Genomic DNA, 14,236 nt, shown 5'->3' on the forward strand with positions numbered 1-14,236 from the left:
AGCTCAGGGCAGTTGCAGGCGATAGCGCTCGAAGCCGCCATTCTTGGCGCCGTCATAGCCGACGATGACATCGAGCCGGCCGCCGCGCTGCCCGAGGATCGTCACCGCTTCCGCCTTGAGACCGGGACGCTCGGGCAGGTCGCCCAGCAGCCTGGTTCCCTCGGGCTTGATCGGGTCGACCAGCAGAAGAGAATAGGGCAGGGCCTGCTCGGCCGCCGGCCCGACAAGAGCCAGCAGGCGGCCGTCGGGCAGGGCGGCGAGATCACGAATGCCGCGGTCGCGCTCGGCGGGAATGGTGACCACTGTCGGGACGACCGTTGCCGGCGCATTTCCGGGAGCGAACAGGGCATCGACCGGCGCGCCGACCAGGAAGGCTTTTCCGGCAAGCGAGGGCGCGCGCAGGCCGGCCCACAGGATCGGGCCGGTGACGGCGACGCCTTCGAGATTCATGCCGTTCTCGTCGTTCAGCGCCTTGCCGAAATAGGGGGCGGCATCGCCGGCCTGGCGCAGCATGTCGCTGAGCCGGTAGGTCAGCTCGATCTTGCCGGACGGCGTGCCGGCTTCGTCGACCTTGAGGCGAGCGAGATGGAAGGCCGAGAGCCGGAACTCGCCCTTGTTGCGAGAGCAGCCATGGGAGCCGGCGACATAGAAGGCGCCGGCGGAGAAGGTGACGGCCTCGCCGTCCAGCTCGGCGAAGGCGCCGGCCTCCTTGCAGATGCCGCTCGGCGGGGTTCCCAGCGTCGCTTCGGAGGGCTTGTCGCCGATCAGCGGCACGGTCGCGCCCGGCGTGACGCGATTCTCGGCGATCTGGGCGAACTGCGCGAAGGAGCCCTCGTCGTTGATCACGAGGCAGCGCAAGGTGCCGGTCGCCGATGGCATGCAGGCGAGGCCGCTGAGGTCGACAGCCGTCTTGCCGGGCTTCTTGCCGGAGAAGTCGCCATCCGCCCGCAGGCGCTGTTCGGGCTTCAGCGTGACGGCTGCGGCGATGGCAGGACAGAGCAGCGTCGAGGCGAACAGGAGCGAAAGCAGGCGTGACGACATGGGGTGTCCAAGCGGCGGCGGAGAATCAGGCAAGCATATCTGCGAACCCGGGAATGGCTGGCCCGCAGCCTCGCAGATTGCAAGGCTGCGGGCCAGTCTAGGCAGCGAGGTGCGCCAGGGCGAGCCGCAGGACAGGAGAAGTCATGGTCCGCCCGGGCGGTGCTACCCGCGCTTGCCTGCCCATTCTTCGTAGAGTCCGGCCTCGCCTGCGGGTCTCAAGGGGCGCAGCGGCAGCGACTGGGCCTGCGGCGCATGGGCCATCTCGGCATAGACCCTGGCGGTGGAGAGACCGAAAGCTTCGCCGTCTTCGTTGGAATAGGCGAAGAAGGCCGCCTTCACTCCGGTGAGGTGCATGGCTGCGAGGCACATCGGGCAGGGATGGCCGCTGGCATAGATGGTCGCGCCGTCGAGCCGGGGCGAGCCGAGCGCAGCGCTGGCCTGGCGGATGGCCTCGAGCTCGGCATGGGCGGTCGGGTCGTTGGTCTCGTGGATACGATTGACCGCGCGCGCGACGACGATGCCGTCGCGGACAAGGACGGCGCCGAAGGGGCGTCCGCCCTGCACGGCATTGCCGCGGGCGAGCGCCACGGCCTCGCGCATGAAGTCTTCGTCGGACATTGGCTGCTCCCGCTGTTCGGGGACCGGCGGGCGCCGCATCGGCGACGCCTGCCGGAGGATCAGCCGAGCTTGGCGTAAGCGGGGACGGTGAGGAAGTCCTCGAACTCCGGGGCGAGCGAGAGCTTGGAAAACAGCTGGATCGCCTCCGGGAAGCGGCCCTTGTCATAGGTCTCGGCGCCGAGCTCGCCCCTGACACGCTCCATTTCCTCGGGCATGCAGCGCTTGAACAGCTCGGCGCTGACCTTGGTGCCGCCGTCGACCTCGACGCCGTACTGGACGAACTGCCAGATCTGGGCGCGGCTGATCTCGGCCGTCGCGGCGTCCTCCATCATGTTGTAGATCGGCACGGCGCCGCGGCCGCGCAGCCAGGCCTCGAGATACTGCACGCCGACGCGGATGTTCTCGCGGAAGCCGGCTTCGGTGCGGGTGCCCTCATGCACTTCGAGCAGGTCCGCGCGGCCGACATTGACGTCCTCGCGCTTCTTGTCGAGCTGGTTCGGCTGCGGCATCAGCCGGTCGAACACCTCGGTCGCGACCGGGACGAGGTCGGGATGGGCGACCCAGGTGCCGTCATGGCCGTCGCCGGCCTCGCGCTCCTTGTCGGCCTTGACCTTGGCGAAGGCGGCGGCGTTGGCTTCGGGGTTGTTCTTGACCGGGATCTGCGCCGCCATGCCGCCCATGGCGAAGGCGCCGCGGCGATGGCAGGTCTTGATCAGCAGCAGCGAATAGGCGCGCAGGAAGGCCTTGGTCATCACCACCTGCGAGCGGTCGGGCAGGACGAAGGCCTTGTTGCGGGCGAGCTTCTTGATGAAGGAGAAGATGTAGTCCCAGCGGCCGCAATTCAGGCCGGCCATGTGCTCGCGCAGCTCGTAGATGATCTCGTCCATCTCGAAGGCGGCCGGCAGGGTCTCGATCAGAACCGTCGCCTTGATGGTGCCGGGCTTCAGGCCAAGCGCAGTCTGGGCGGCAACGAAGACGTCGTTCCACAGGCGCGCCTCGAGATGGCTCTCGAGCTTGGGCAGGTAGAAGTAGGGACCCGAGCCCTGGGCCAGCGATGCCTTGGCATTGTGGAAGACATAGAGGCCGAAATCGACCAGCGCGCCCGAGGCGATCTCGCCGTCGATCTCGATGTGGCGCTCCGGCAGGTGCCAGCCGCGCGGGCGGATGATCAGGACGGCGGGCTTGTCCCTGAGCTTGTAGGCCTTGCCGGTGGTGGCGTCGGTGAAGTCGATCTTGCCGGCCCAGCGATCCCTGAGGTTGATCTGGCCTTCGACCATGTTGGCCCAGACCGGCGAAGAGGCGTCCTCGAAATCGGCCATGAAGACCTTGGCGCCGGAGTTGAGCGCGTTGACGATCATCTTGCGGTCGACCGGCCCGGTGATCTCGACGCGGCGGTCCTGCAGATCGGCCGGGATGGGGGCGACCTTCCAGTCGCCTTCGCGGATATGCTTGGTCTCGGCCAGGAAATCGGGCGTCTCGCCGGCATCGAAGCGCTTCTGGCGCTCGGCGCGGACCGCCATCAGGCGCTTGCGCGTCTCGTTGAAGCGGCGCTGCAGATCGGCGACGAAGGCGAGCGCATCATGGCTCAGGATCTCGTCATAGCGCGCGGCGAGGGCGCCCTTGACGACGACGCCCTTGGGCAGTGAGAGGCTGGGCGCGGGGCTGGACATGGCAGGCTCCTTCAGGCGTTTGAACGCTTACAGGGCGCCACTATGCTGCCGGATCATTTTCGCCGGAAGCGCAGGAAATTGCCGAGGACCTTTTCCCGATAGGACAAAATAGGTCGCCGCTTGCTTCGGCGGCGACCTGGTTGCCAGCCTATGACTGGTCAGAAGCGGTAGGTGACGCCGGTGCCGAAGATCCAGGGGTCGATCTTGGCCTTGCCGGTGATAGCGCCGCCATTCACCTTGACCTTGGGCTCGAGGAAGATCTTCTTCACATCGAAATTGATGCCCCAGTGCCGGTCGATCATGATGTCGACACCGGCCTGGAGAGCCAGCCCGAACGAATCCTTCAGGTCGAAGCTGCTGAAGCCGCCCTTGGCCTTCTCGTCGAAGAAGACGGTGTAGTTGATGCCGGCGCCGACATAGGGCTTGAAGGCGCCGATCGGGTCGAAATGGTACTGCAGCGTCAGGGTCGGCGGCAGCAGCCAGGCGGAGCCGATGCGGGCGCCCGCCAGCGTTCCCGCGCCCTTCACATTATGCGGGGTGACGCCGAGGATGAGCTCGACCGCGATGTTGCGGGTGAAGAAATAGGTGATGTCGAGCTCGGGCACGACCGAGGTCGAGATCGAGACGTCTCCGCCGACGATCGGCGCGCCGCCGGCCCGCAGGCTGGCCGATTCCTGCGGCATGACGACGAGCGCGCGGCCGCGGATCATCCAGGGGCTCCAGGGATCGATCGCGGTCATCGAGGGCGCGGCCTTGCGCGAGGGCAGATCGGAGGCGGTGGCGCCCAGCGTCGTCGCGCCCAGGAGCGCGGCTGCGAGCGAGGCGAGGGCGATACGAGACGTCATCGGAGGGTTCCTGCACGGAGGGGCCGCATGAGGCGGTGCAGATCGCTTCGACCATGCTGCAGGCCTGCCGTTCTTTGACCTCTGTCAAAGATCGGGGCGGGCGCGGCGGAACCCGGAGGAGTGTGGCATTTTCGTGACAATGCCCAAGCGAAAACCGCCCTGGCGGCGACATGGCTTCAGGGCATGGCTGGCCGGACGCCGGCGCGACGAGATGAAGGATCCCAGAATGACAGCCGCCCGCCTCGGACTTCTCGCCGTCACGCTCGTCGCCGGACTGGCCTCAGGTCCGGCCCTTGCCCAGAATCGCTGCGCCGTGACCGATCCGACCGGCACGCCCCTCAACATCCGCGAGACACCGAATGGCGACATCATCGGCCGCGTCACCAACGGGGTCGGCGTCAGGGTGGTGAATTCGAGCTTCGACGAGCGCGGCCGGCCCTGGGTGCTGATCCGCCCACGCGGCACGAGCCAGGTCGTGGGCTGGGTCTATCGGGAATTTGTTTCTTGTTACTGAAGCGGTCGCAGGGCGGCCGGCTGACACTACAAGCGCGGGGAACCCTCTCCTGTAAGGAGAGGGCAGGGTGAGGTGTAGGCCCTGTGACCAGTTCGGCGAGGCCTGACAGCGCGGTTGGGTTCAGGCCAACGTTTCCGGTCCGAACACCTCACCCCTACCCCTCTCCTTCCAGGAGAGGGGATCCCGCGCCCTATCCTGCCAGCTCGCCGAACCGCTTCAAAAACGCTCCCTGCGCGACTTCCGTCGGCTCGGGCTTCAGCAGGTCGAGGACCTCGCGCGGCAGGGGCTGCGGTCGGCCGAAGAAGCGCAACGCCTCGGCCCGCTCGAAGCCGGCGAGTTCCGTCGCCTCGAGGAAGGCGGCGACGTGGTCGGCCTCCTTGTTCTTGCGCTTCACCAGCGCCGGCGTCGCCGCGGGGAGGGAGAAGCGCAGATGGATCGCCCCGAGCAGGCGCAATTCGACTCCCTTGTAGGCGTCGCCCATCACCGCCTTGAACGGCGAAATCATGTCGCCGATGACGTACTCCGGCGCATCGTGCAGCAGCGCCATCAGCCGCCACTCCCGCGGCCAGTCGGGGTTGAGATGGCCGGCGATAGCCTCGACCAGCAGGGAATGCTGCGCGACCGAGAAGGAATGGGCGCCGCGCGTCTGGCCGTTCCAGCGGGCGACGCGGGCAAGGCCATGGGCGATGTCCTCGATCTCGACATCGAGCGGCGAGGGATCGAGCAGATCGAGCCGCCGGCCCGACAGCATGCGCTGCCAGGCGCGCGGGGGGGCGGGGGAGCGGGTCATGGCGACGATGGCTGCCCAGCCGCTGGTCCCATGCCGGCCCTCATCCTGAGGAGCCGCGAAGCGGCGTCTCGAAGGATGGTCCAGATGGCTCTGGAACCTGCTGGAGCATCCTTCGAGACGCCGTTCCTACCGGAATGGCTCCTCAAGATGAGGGCTGAGAGGAATGACCTCATCATCACGCTGGCCGGCTGTCGCGTGCGAGCGCCGCGCATTCCTGCCAGCGGAAGCAGCCGGTGAGGTGGTCGTTGACCATGCCGCAGGCCTGCATCACCGCGTAGACGATGGTCGGGCCGCAGAAGGTGAAGCCGGCGGCCTTGAGTTCCTTGGAGATCGCCTTCGACACAGCGGTCTCCGCCGGTACGCCCTCATGGGTCCGGAAGGTGTTCTGGGTCGCCCGGCCGTCGAGATGCTTCCAGAGGAAGTCGGTGAAGGGCTGCTTCTCGCTGATCTCGAGATAGGCCCTTGCATTGCGGATCGTGCCCTCGATCTTGCCGCGATGGCGGACGATGCCGGCATCGGCGAGCAGACGCTGGACATCGGCCTCGCCGAAACGCGCGACCTTCTCCGGCTCGAAGCCGGCGAAACCGGCGCGGAAGGCGTCGCGCTTCCTCAGGATGGTGATCCAGGACAGGCCAGCCTGGAAACCGTCGAGCATCAGCTTTTCCCAGAGCGCGCGGGAATCATATTCCGGCACGCCCCATTCGGTGTCGTGATAGGCGAGGTAGAGCGGATCGCTCCCCGGCCAGACGCAGCGATACTTGCCGTCCGGTCCCTGGACCGCCTCGCGCCCGCTGATGACGTCGCTCATGCCGCGGCTCCGAATTCGGGCTCGCCCGGGAAGGGGAAGCGGATGAAGCCGGGCTTCCGCAGGGTGAAAGGGAGGCCGCCGGCATCGAGCCCGTGGCCGGCGGCGAGCGCATCGGCCACCCGGTCCAGCCGGAGCAAGGCAAGGCCGCGGCCCCTGGCGCAGGAGCCGACGCGGCCGAGCAGCTTGCCGCCGGCGCTGGCCTCGACACCGTCCTCCGGGTTCAGGCCCTCGGTGAAGACCACCGGCACGACCCGCGAGCGCGCCGTGCCACGATGCTGCATGCGCGAGACCACTTCCTGGCCGATATAGCAGCCCTTCTTGAAGGAGACGCCGCCGAGCTGGTCGAGCAGCGCCTCATGCGGGAAAGCGTCGCCATAGGCAAAGTCGCGTCCACCATCGGGAATGCCGAGGGCGATGCGGCGGGCGTGATAGTCGTCCATCTCGCCGCCGGCGACCTCATCGACGCCGTCCCGGTCGGTGATCGCCCGGTCGCCGAGCTCCGGCAGGCGCGGATCGGCATAGCGCAGCCCGACCTCCTCGGGCAGGCGGCCGCCATCGCCCGCGACGATGACGGCGGTGCTTTCGGTGAGGTCGTCGAGCGCCACCTTGGCGCGCAGCTTGTAGAGTTTCAGACGCTTCATCAGATCGGCAGTCTGGAGGAGCGGGCAATCGAGCAGGAAGCCGCCGCCATCCTCCTCCGGCACGGCGACGACGAGAAAATCGCCGATGATCTTGCCTTGCGGTGTCAGCAGCGCGCCGTAGCCGGCCTTCCCGGTCGTGACCTCATCCATCTCGTTGGTGACGATGTTCTGCAAGAAGTCGCGGGCATCGCCGCCGCTGACGCGGATGACGCCGCGGTCGACCAGTCTAATCGCCGGCATGTCGGACCTTACGCTTCGTGGTGGCTGCGGCTGGGCGCCGTTCGCAGGGATAGTTAGGTCGCTTCGGCGCGGTCCTCAACCGGCGCCGTGCCGGCAATGCCGATGGCGAGGCGGTTTTCCCTGGGCTCGCCAGGAAACGGGTGCTCTGCGCAGCGCCGGAACAGGGTCGACGGGCTCTCGCACGGCCTGCTGACAATGGCTCCGTTCCTGCCAGAATGCCTTCGTCAGCGTCATGGAGTGCGTGCCATGCCGAAGCCGTCCTTCGATCAAGCCGGGCTGTTCAGCGATGCGGCACGGCGGGCCGCCTCGTTCCGCGAGACCTTGCTAGACCGGCCGCAGCGGCCGCTGGCCGACTATGGCGAGATGCTGCACCGCCTTGCGGCAGCGACCCCCGAAACGGGCCTATCGGCCGGCGAGGTGATCGCGGCGCTCGACGCGCAGATGCAGCCCGGGCTTCACGCCATGGCCGGTGCGCGCTTCTTCGGCTGGGTCATCGGCGCCTCGCATCCTGTCGGCGTCGCGGCCGACTGGCTGACCAGCGCCTGGGGCCAGAATGCCGGCAATCATCAGGCATCGTCGGCGGCCGCAGCAGCGGAGACGGTCGCGGCCGGCTGGCTGCTCGACCTGCTCGGACTGCCGCGGGAAGCGTCCGTCGGCTTCGTCACCGGCGCGACTGTGGCGAACTTCGTTTGCTTGGCGGCCGCGCGCAGCGAGATGCTGCGGCGCGCGGGCTGGGATGTCGAGGCGCGGGGCCTGTTCGGAGCGCCGCCGATCAAGGTGGTGATCGGCGACGACGCGCACACCACGGTGTTCTCGGCGCTGCAATTGCTCGGGCTCGGCCATGACCGCGTCGTCAGGGTCGCGACCGATGCACAGGGGCGGATCGAGGCCGAGGCCTTCGCTGTGGCGCTGAAGGCCGGCGAGGGGCCGGCGATCGCAGTGCTGCAGGCCGGCCAGATCAATACTGGCGCCAGCGATCCCTTCCGCCGGCTGATCCCATTCGCGCACCGGCACGAAGCCTGGGTTCATGTTGACGGGGCGTTCGGGCTCTGGGCCAGGGCCTGCCAGCAGACAGCCGAACAGGTCGCCGGTGTCGAGGAGGCCGATTCCTGGGCGACCGATGGCCATAAATGGCTGCAGACGCCCTATGATTGCGGCTATGCGATCATCCGCGATGTGCAAGCGCATCGCCGCGCCATGACGGCGGCCGCGAGCTATCTGCCAGAAGTTGCGGATGGCGAGCGCGATCCCAGCCATTTCGTGCCGGAACTGTCGCGGCGGGCGCGGGGCTTTGCCAGCTGGGCGATGATCCGCCATCTCGGCCGATCCGGCATTGCGGCGATGATCGAGCGTCACTGTGCCCTGGCGCGCCGCATCGCGCAGGCTCTCGCCAGTGAGCCGGGGATCAAGGTCCTCAATGAGGTCTGCCTGAATCAGGTCGCAGTGCGTTTCGGGGCCGAGCTACCGGCGGCCGAAGGCGATGCGCTGACGCAAGCCGTGATCGCCCGCCTGCAGGCCGACGGAACCTGCTTCGCCGGGGGCGCGAGATGGCGCGGCCTCGCGATCATGCGGCTGTCGGTGATCTCATGGCCGACCGATACCGAGGACGCCGACGCCACGGTGGCCGCGATCCTCTGCGCCTGGCGCGCCTGCCGCGGCTGAGTTTAGCCGCTGCCCTGTCGCGTTCGCAGCGTCCCGAGCGATGTCTCGGCGATCGCGGTTTCGCCTGCTGCAAAAAATTTGCGCCGAGGTCTGAAAAAAGTTCGACGGCCTGTCGATCTCGCCGCGCCTCGTTCGACGTGAAGACAGAGGGCAGGAATTCTCCTGCTCCGGACACCAGGGCAAAGAAAACCCAGAGGCAGGAGAAGACGGATGCGCGTCATGGTTCTGGTCAAGGCCAACAAGGACAGCGAAGCCGGCGTGATGCCGAGCGAGGACATGCTCACCAAGATGGGCGCCTATAACGAGGAGCTGGTGAAGGCCGGCGTGATGCTGGCGATGGACGGGCTTCATCCGAGCGCGAAGGGGCTGCGCATGCGCTTCTCGGGTACGGAGCGGATGATCACCGACGGCCCCTTCACCGAAACCAAGGAGCTGCTCGCCGGGTTTTGGATCTGGCAGGTCCGTTCCTTCGACGAAGCCATCGAATGGCTGAAGCGCGGGCCCTTCGACGGCGGCACCGAGATCGAGCTGCGGCCGGTCTTCGAGATGGAAGATTTCGGCGAGGTGCTGACGCCGGAACTGCGCGAGCAGGAAGAGCGGGTGCGCGCCGAGGCGGCGAAGCTCGCCAGCTGAACTTATCCCACTTTCAAAAGACGGCCGCAGCGCAGCTCGGCCGATCCGTTACCCACTCAAGGAGAAGATCAATGCGCTTCATGGTGATGGTCAAGGCGACCAAGGACAGCGAAGCCGGCGCACCGCCGAGCCAGGAGCTGCTCGAAGCGATGATGGCCTATAATGAGGAGTTGGTGAAAGCCGGCATCATGAAGGGCGGGGATGGCCTGCAGCCGAGCGCGAAGGGCGTGCGCGTTCAGTTCGACGGGCCAAAGCGCGCGGTCGTCGACGGCCCCTTCGCCGAGACCAAGGAACTCGTCGCGGGCTACTGGCTCTGGGAATGCGCGTCGCTCGATGAGGCGATCGCCTGGGTCAAGCGCTGCCCCAATCCGATGCCTGGTCCTTCCGAGATCGAGATCCGTCCGCTCTACGATCTCGCCGATTTCGGCGAGATCGTCACGCCGCAGACCGAGGCGACCTGGCAGCGGCTCAAGAGCGAGATCGGCGACTAAAGCCGCCGAGCCGCCCCACGGCCGGGGCGGCTTGCCAGCCGGCGATCCTGATGCTGTCTATCGCAGCCGATGTCGGCGAGCGATATACACCGCACTATCGAGACGGTCTTCAGGATCGAGGCTCCCAAGCTGATCGCCGGGCTGGCGCGCGTCACCCGCGATGTCGGCCGGGCCGAGGAGCTGGCGCAGGACGCGCTGGTCGCGGCCCTGCAGCAATGGCCGGGCGAGGGCGTACCGCGCAATCCCGGCGCCTGGCTGATGCAGGCCGCCAAGCATCGCGCCCTCGACGGACTGCGCCGCGACAAGATGCTGAAGCGCAAGCACGAGGAGATCGGCCGCGATCTCGACGAGGAGGTCGATCCGATAGCCGAGCTCGAGGAGGCGCTCGATGACGAGGTCGGCGACGATCTGCTCAGGCTGATCTTCACCGCCTGCCACCCGGTGCTCGCGATCGAGGCGCGGCTCGCGCTGACGCTGCGCCTGATCGGCGGCCTGACCACCGAAGAGATCGGCCGCGCCTTCCTGGTGCCGGAGCCGACCATGGCGCAGCGCCTGGTGCGGGCGAAGAAGGCGCTGGCCGAGGCGAAGGTGCCCTATGAGGTGCCGCATGGACCGGAACTCGCCGAACGGCTCGGCTCGGTGCTCGAGGTCGTCTACCTGATCTTCAACGAGGGCTACTCCGCGACCGCCGGCGAGGACTGGGTGCGTCCGGGCCTGTGCCAGGAGGCGATGCGGCTCGGGCGCATCCTTGCCGGGCTCGCGCCGCAGGAGCCGGAGGTGCACGGCCTCGTCGCGCTGATGGAGTTGCAGGCCTCGCGCCTGCGCGCCCGAATCGGCCAGGACGGCCAGCCGGTGCTGCTGCTCGACCAGAACCGAGCGCTCTGGGACCGCCTGCTGATCAATCACGGCCTCAAGGCGCTGGACACCGCACGCAGGCTGGCGCCGGCCCCGGGGCCTTATGTCCTGCAGGCCGAGCTCGCCGCCTGCCATGCCCGGGCACGCAAGGCGGAGGAGACCGACTGGGCCCGGATCGCAGCGCTCTATGGCGCGCTCGGCGCGCTGACGCCCTCGCCGGTGATCGAGCTCAACAGGGCGGTGGCGGTCGCGATGGCCGAAGGACCGGCTGCCGGGCTCGCGCTCGTCGACGCGCTGGCCACGGCGCCGGCGCTGAAGAGCTACCACCTGCTGCCGAGCGTGCGGGCCGATCTGCTCGGCAAGCTCGGCCGCCATGGCGAGGCGCAGGCCGAGTTCATGCGCGCGGCCGGCATGACCAGGAACCGGCGCGAGCAGGACCTGCTGCTGGCGCGGGCGGAGAAGGCGGGAAAGGCGGCCGGCTGAGGGTCCTGCCGTCATTCTCGGGCGGAGCGAAGCGCAGACCCGAGAAACTCATGACGAGAAGGCACGCGCCGGAACCTCCTCCAGCCTGAGATGCTCGGGTCAAGCCCGAGCATGACGTCCTGTATTAGTGGCGCGTGCCGGTCGTGAAGGTGCCGGTGCGGAGCTTTTCCGGCAGGGCCTCGGCGAACACCGCGGTTGCCTCCTCGCCATAGGTCTCGACCAGCGTCCGCATCGCCGCGAACAGGGCGGCGTGAGCCAGCGCGTCGGAATCGAGCCCGTCCTGACGGCCTTCGACGAAGGCGTCCTCGATGTAGCAGTAAGCGACGCGGCGAGCGTCCCTCACATCTTCGGCGAGCAGCGGGTCGAGCGGCAGATCGTCGGAGAGTACGGACATGAAGGCTTCAGAACCCGGCAGGCGGCAACGAGGCGCGGTTTCGATCGGACATGCGATTCGTGCATCTCCAGTTCGAGCGATGGTCCGAAAGTTTATAGGTGGAGCCGCCACTGGGCGCCATCATGGTCTTTAAGAAAGGTTAATTTGCAGGGGAGAGTTTTGAAGATGTGCGGCATTCTGGCACAGAATCAGCCGCCGAACCGCCCCGCCAGAGCTCGGGCCAGCTTCTCCCCCTCGCCGGCAAGCCGACTCGACGCCTCCTGGCTGCCCTCGCTGCAGACCCTATGCGTCGTCGAATAGGCGCGAAAGCCCCGATTATAGGCGCTGGCCAGTCGCTCGCGCCGCTGCGGGCCACGCCCTTCCGATTCGAGCAGCGCCGCCATCCGCTCGCGCCAGTCCTGCGCCTCGCGGGCGCCGCACAACGTGCGCAGATAGGCGAGCGAGCCCATGATCTCGGCGAGCTTGAGCAATTGCGGTTCGTAAGGGGGCGGAGGCGCCTCGGGCTCGGGTGCGGGCGCCTCCTGGCGCTGCGCGGCGGGTGGCGACTGACGCAGCTGATTCGTCTGGCTCAAGGCCGGCCCGCCGGCGAGAAGCGCGCAAAGCAGGACCGTGCCGAGGAGCCGCGCCGTCATCGGCCACCGGTCTCCTTCGCGAAGATGGCGGCGGCGCGGCGCAGCACGTCGCCGAGATCACGCGTCGTCGGAATGCCGCCGAGCCGCAACGGATCGGCCCACATCACGGCGCCGGCTTCCGGGCCTGGCTTCGGTTCGCCGGCGAGCCATTCGCCGACGAAGGAGGCGACGACGAAGTGATGCGTCACGGCTCCCTGAGGATCTCGCCCCATGATCTCGACATGGCGGTTGAAGCCGAGGATCCGGGCGCTGACGCCGACCTCCTCCTCCAGCTCGCGCAAGGCCGCGGCCTCGAGGTTCTCGCCGAGCTCGACCTTGCCGCCGGGCAGCGACCAGAGCTGGTCGGCCGGCGGCTTGGTGCGGGTCGCGAGCAGGACCTTGCCGTCACGGAAGACGGCGACCGAGGCGGCCAGAACCGGCAGGGCCGGCTGCTTGCCCGCCGTGGGGAAGGGGATGACGCGGCCGCCTTGCGCGCTCAAACGTGCTGCCCGCCATTGATGTGCAGCTCGGCGCCGGTGACGTAGCTCGAGGCGTCGGTGCAGAGGAAATAGATCGCCTTGGCGACCTCCTCGGTCTTGCCGAGGCGCTGCATCGGCAGCTTCTCGACGATCTTTTCGGTGCCGGGCGAGAGGATCGCGGTGTCGATCTCGCCGGGTGAGATCGCGTTGACGCGGATGCCGAGCGGGCCGAAATCGGCGGCCATCTCGCGGGTCAGGCTGGCGAGCGCCGCCTTGGAGGTGGCGTAGGCCGCCCCGGCGAAAGGATGGACGCGCGAGCCGGCGATCGAGGTGACGTTGACGATCGTGCCCTTGGCGGCGGTCAGCTCGTCGAGCAGGCCGCGCGCCAGCATGATCGGCGCGAAGAAATTGACCTGGAAGACCTTGTGCCAGTCGTTGAACGAAGTCGTGGCGGCGCCGAGGCGCGCGCCGCCGGCGCCCTTCGGCGAGATGCCGGCATTGTTGACCAGTGCATGGAGCTTGCCGCCTTCCGCCGCGAGGCGCTTCTTGATCTCGGCGATGCCACGCATCGTATCCTCGGGATCGCCGAGATCGATCTGGACATGATCGTCGGCCCCGGACGGCCAGGGGCACTTCTCCGAGAAGGCCTGGCGCGAGCAGGAGAGGATGCGCCAGCCCGCCATGGCGAACTGCATGACGGTGGCGTGGCCGATGCCGCGGCTGGCACCGGTCAGCAGCATGACCGGGCGCTTGCCCGGTTCGGTCTTCGGAAAGTCGAATTTCGGCATCGGCATGTCGTGTGACTTTCCTCAGGGGTAGAGACGGGTCTTCGCCCAGGCCTCACTCGGCGAGGTGCGGCGGAAGACGATGCGGTCGTGCAGGCGGAAGGCGCCGTCGCGCCAGAACTCCATATACACCGGAGTGATGCGAAAGCCCGTCCAGTGTGGCGGGCGCGGAATCTCGCCGACGCCGAACTTCATCGCATAGCTCGCGACCGCTTTCTCCAGGGCGAACCGGCTTTCCAGCGGCCGCGACTGCTGCGAGGCCCAGGCGCCGATCCGGCTGTCGCGCGGGCGCGATTGGAAATAGGCATCGGCTTCGGCATCGCTGACCAGCGCGACAGGGCCGCGGATGCGGATCTGGCGGCGCAGGCTCTTCCAGTGGAACAGCGCCGCGGCCTTGCTCTGGCCGAGCAGTTCCTCGCCCTTCTGGCTCTGCGTGTTGGTGTAGAAGACGAAGCCGTCCGGCCCGCGGCCGTTCAGCAGAACCATGCGGACATTGGGCAGGCCATCGGCGTCGACCGTCGCGAGCGCCATGCCGTTGGGGTCGTTCGGCTCGGAGGTCTTGGCCTCCTCGAACCAGCTCTCGAACAGGGCGAAGGGCTCGCTGGCCTCGGTGAAGTCACCGCTCTTTAACGGATTCACGTGCTTAGTCCTCGATAGTTTCAGGAAGCGTTAGGGC

17 protein-coding genes are annotated in these 14,236 nt (G+C 67.8%); 5 read left to right on the forward strand and 12 right to left on the reverse strand.

The window, feature by feature from the left end:
- Window positions 1-3: 3 nt before the first annotated feature.
- The 4 genes from DK26_RS20055 to DK26_RS20070 form a co-directional block, all read right to left on the reverse strand.
- Window positions 4-1,041 carry a DUF3616 domain-containing protein gene (locus DK26_RS20055; RefSeq protein ID WP_066476144.1) on the reverse strand — a complete coding sequence of 346 codons (1,038 nt, stop codon included), beginning with the start codon at window positions 1,039-1,041 and terminating at the stop codon, window positions 4-6.
- Window positions 1,042-1,203: 162 nt separating this feature from the next.
- On the reverse strand, window positions 1,204-1,659 hold the full coding sequence (locus DK26_RS20060; RefSeq protein ID WP_066476146.1) for a nucleoside deaminase: 456 nt from the start codon (window positions 1,657-1,659) through the stop codon (window positions 1,204-1,206).
- Between the two features lie 59 nt (window positions 1,660-1,718).
- Window positions 1,719-3,329: a malate synthase A gene (gene aceB, locus DK26_RS20065; protein ID WP_066476147.1), complete on the reverse strand. Its 1,611-nt coding sequence runs from the start codon at window positions 3,327-3,329 to the stop codon at window positions 1,719-1,721.
- 158 nt (window positions 3,330-3,487) lie between these two features.
- On the reverse strand, window positions 3,488-4,174 hold the full coding sequence (locus DK26_RS20070) for an OmpW family protein (protein ID WP_066476149.1): 687 nt from the start codon (window positions 4,172-4,174) through the stop codon (window positions 3,488-3,490).
- 226 nt (window positions 4,175-4,400) lie between these two features.
- Between DK26_RS20070 and DK26_RS20075 the strand changes: the two genes are divergently transcribed.
- On the forward strand, window positions 4,401-4,688 hold the full coding sequence (locus DK26_RS20075) for an SH3 domain-containing protein (protein WP_157089746.1): 288 nt from the start codon (window positions 4,401-4,403) through the stop codon (window positions 4,686-4,688).
- Window positions 4,689-4,878: 190 nt separating this feature from the next.
- Here the strand turns inward: DK26_RS20075 and DK26_RS20080 are convergent, their stop codons facing one another.
- From DK26_RS20080 to DK26_RS20090, 3 genes are all read right to left on the reverse strand, one after another.
- Window positions 4,879-5,478 (reverse strand): HD family hydrolase, encoded by a 600-nt coding sequence (locus tag DK26_RS20080; RefSeq protein ID WP_066476150.1) that lies wholly within the window; start codon window positions 5,476-5,478, stop codon window positions 4,879-4,881.
- A gap of 175 nt (window positions 5,479-5,653) precedes the next feature.
- Window positions 5,654-6,286, reverse strand: a complete 633-nt coding sequence (locus DK26_RS20085; protein WP_066476152.1) for a DNA-3-methyladenine glycosylase I — start codon at window positions 6,284-6,286, stop codon at window positions 5,654-5,656.
- Window positions 6,283-7,167 carry a folate-binding protein YgfZ gene (locus DK26_RS20090; RefSeq protein WP_066476153.1) on the reverse strand — a complete coding sequence of 295 codons (885 nt, stop codon included), beginning with the start codon at window positions 7,165-7,167 and terminating at the stop codon, window positions 6,283-6,285. The genes DK26_RS20085 and DK26_RS20090 overlap by 4 nt, the downstream gene beginning before the upstream one ends.
- 246 nt (window positions 7,168-7,413) lie before the next feature.
- On the opposite strand from DK26_RS20090, the gene DK26_RS20095 reads away from it, so the two are divergent.
- The 4 genes from DK26_RS20095 (at window position 7,414) to DK26_RS20110 (ending at window position 11,291) form a co-directional block, all read left to right on the forward strand.
- Window positions 7,414-8,829, forward strand: a complete 1,416-nt coding sequence (locus DK26_RS20095) for an aspartate aminotransferase family protein (protein WP_066476158.1) — start codon at window positions 7,414-7,416, stop codon at window positions 8,827-8,829.
- A gap of 210 nt (window positions 8,830-9,039) precedes the next feature.
- A complete protein-coding gene (locus DK26_RS20100) occupies window positions 9,040-9,462 on the forward strand; it encodes a YciI family protein (protein WP_066476159.1) in 423 nt (140 codons plus the stop codon).
- Between the two features lie 71 nt (window positions 9,463-9,533).
- Window positions 9,534-9,953, forward strand: a complete 420-nt coding sequence (locus DK26_RS20105; protein WP_066476161.1) for a YciI family protein — start codon at window positions 9,534-9,536, stop codon at window positions 9,951-9,953.
- A gap of 69 nt (window positions 9,954-10,022) precedes the next feature.
- Entirely contained in the window at window positions 10,023-11,291 is a 1,269-nt protein-coding gene (locus DK26_RS20110) for an RNA polymerase sigma factor (RefSeq protein WP_066476163.1), read from the forward strand.
- A gap of 124 nt (window positions 11,292-11,415) precedes the next feature.
- Here DK26_RS20110 and DK26_RS20115 read toward each other — a convergent pair whose 3' ends face one another.
- The 5 genes from DK26_RS20115 to pdxH form a co-directional block, all read right to left on the reverse strand.
- Window positions 11,416-11,685, reverse strand: coding sequence for a hypothetical protein (locus DK26_RS20115; RefSeq protein WP_066476165.1), 270 nt, complete (start codon window positions 11,683-11,685; stop codon window positions 11,416-11,418).
- Window positions 11,686-11,873: 188 nt separating this feature from the next.
- The gene (locus DK26_RS20120; RefSeq protein WP_066476168.1) at window positions 11,874-12,317 is read right to left on the reverse strand and encodes a TIGR02301 family protein; all 444 of its coding nucleotides are present in this window, start codon (window positions 12,315-12,317) and stop codon (window positions 11,874-11,876) included.
- A complete protein-coding gene (locus DK26_RS20125) occupies window positions 12,314-12,796 on the reverse strand; it encodes an NUDIX hydrolase (protein ID WP_210312361.1) in 483 nt (160 codons plus the stop codon). The genes DK26_RS20120 and DK26_RS20125 overlap by 4 nt, the downstream gene beginning before the upstream one ends.
- Window positions 12,793-13,515: an SDR family oxidoreductase gene (locus DK26_RS20130; RefSeq protein ID WP_066476462.1), complete on the reverse strand. Its 723-nt coding sequence runs from the start codon at window positions 13,513-13,515 to the stop codon at window positions 12,793-12,795. Before DK26_RS20130 ends, DK26_RS20125 begins: the two co-directional genes overlap by 4 nt.
- A gap of 69 nt (window positions 13,516-13,584) precedes the next feature.
- A complete protein-coding gene (gene pdxH, locus DK26_RS20135) occupies window positions 13,585-14,199 on the reverse strand; it encodes a pyridoxamine 5'-phosphate oxidase (protein WP_066476169.1) in 615 nt (204 codons plus the stop codon).
- Window positions 14,200-14,236 lie beyond the last annotated feature (37 nt).

Origin of the sequence: Allobosea sp. WAO (assembly GCF_001509835.1) — a bacterium.
In the GTDB taxonomy this organism is placed as follows: Bacteria; Pseudomonadota; Alphaproteobacteria; order Rhizobiales; family Beijerinckiaceae; genus Allobosea.

What these genes read in the sequence shown, in the direction of transcription:
- DK26_RS20055 (WP_066476144.1), bottom strand. Translation starts at nt 1,041, where the DNA reads ATGTCGTCACGCCTGCTTTCGCTCCTGTTCGCCTCGACGCTGCTCTGT.
- DK26_RS20060 (WP_066476146.1), bottom strand. Translation starts at nt 1,659, where the DNA reads ATGTCCGACGAAGACTTCATGCGCGAGGCCGTGGCGCTCGCCCGCGGC.
- aceB (WP_066476147.1), bottom strand. Translation starts at nt 3,329, where the DNA reads ATGTCCAGCCCCGCGCCCAGCCTCTCACTGCCCAAGGGCGTCGTCGTC.
- DK26_RS20070 (WP_066476149.1), bottom strand. Translation starts at nt 4,174, where the DNA reads ATGACGTCTCGTATCGCCCTCGCCTCGCTCGCAGCCGCGCTCCTGGGC.
- DK26_RS20075 (WP_157089746.1), top strand. Translation starts at nt 4,401, where the DNA reads ATGACAGCCGCCCGCCTCGGACTTCTCGCCGTCACGCTCGTCGCCGGA.
- DK26_RS20080 (WP_066476150.1), bottom strand. Translation starts at nt 5,478, where the DNA reads ATGACCCGCTCCCCCGCCCCCCCGCGCGCCTGGCAGCGCATGCTGTCG.
- DK26_RS20085 (WP_066476152.1), bottom strand. Translation starts at nt 6,286, where the DNA reads ATGAGCGACGTCATCAGCGGGCGCGAGGCGGTCCAGGGACCGGACGGC.
- DK26_RS20090 (WP_066476153.1), bottom strand. Translation starts at nt 7,167, where the DNA reads ATGCCGGCGATTAGACTGGTCGACCGCGGCGTCATCCGCGTCAGCGGC.
- DK26_RS20095 (WP_066476158.1), top strand. Translation starts at nt 7,414, where the DNA reads ATGCCGAAGCCGTCCTTCGATCAAGCCGGGCTGTTCAGCGATGCGGCA.
- DK26_RS20100 (WP_066476159.1), top strand. Translation starts at nt 9,040, where the DNA reads ATGCGCGTCATGGTTCTGGTCAAGGCCAACAAGGACAGCGAAGCCGGC.
- DK26_RS20105 (WP_066476161.1), top strand. Translation starts at nt 9,534, where the DNA reads ATGCGCTTCATGGTGATGGTCAAGGCGACCAAGGACAGCGAAGCCGGC.
- DK26_RS20110 (WP_066476163.1), top strand. Translation starts at nt 10,023, where the DNA reads ATGTCGGCGAGCGATATACACCGCACTATCGAGACGGTCTTCAGGATC.
- DK26_RS20115 (WP_066476165.1), bottom strand. Translation starts at nt 11,685, where the DNA reads ATGTCCGTACTCTCCGACGATCTGCCGCTCGACCCGCTGCTCGCCGAA.
- DK26_RS20120 (WP_066476168.1), bottom strand. Translation starts at nt 12,317, where the DNA reads ATGACGGCGCGGCTCCTCGGCACGGTCCTGCTTTGCGCGCTTCTCGCC.
- DK26_RS20130 (WP_066476462.1), bottom strand. Translation starts at nt 13,515, where the DNA reads ATGCTGCTGACCGGTGCCAGCCGCGGCATCGGCCACGCCACCGTCATG.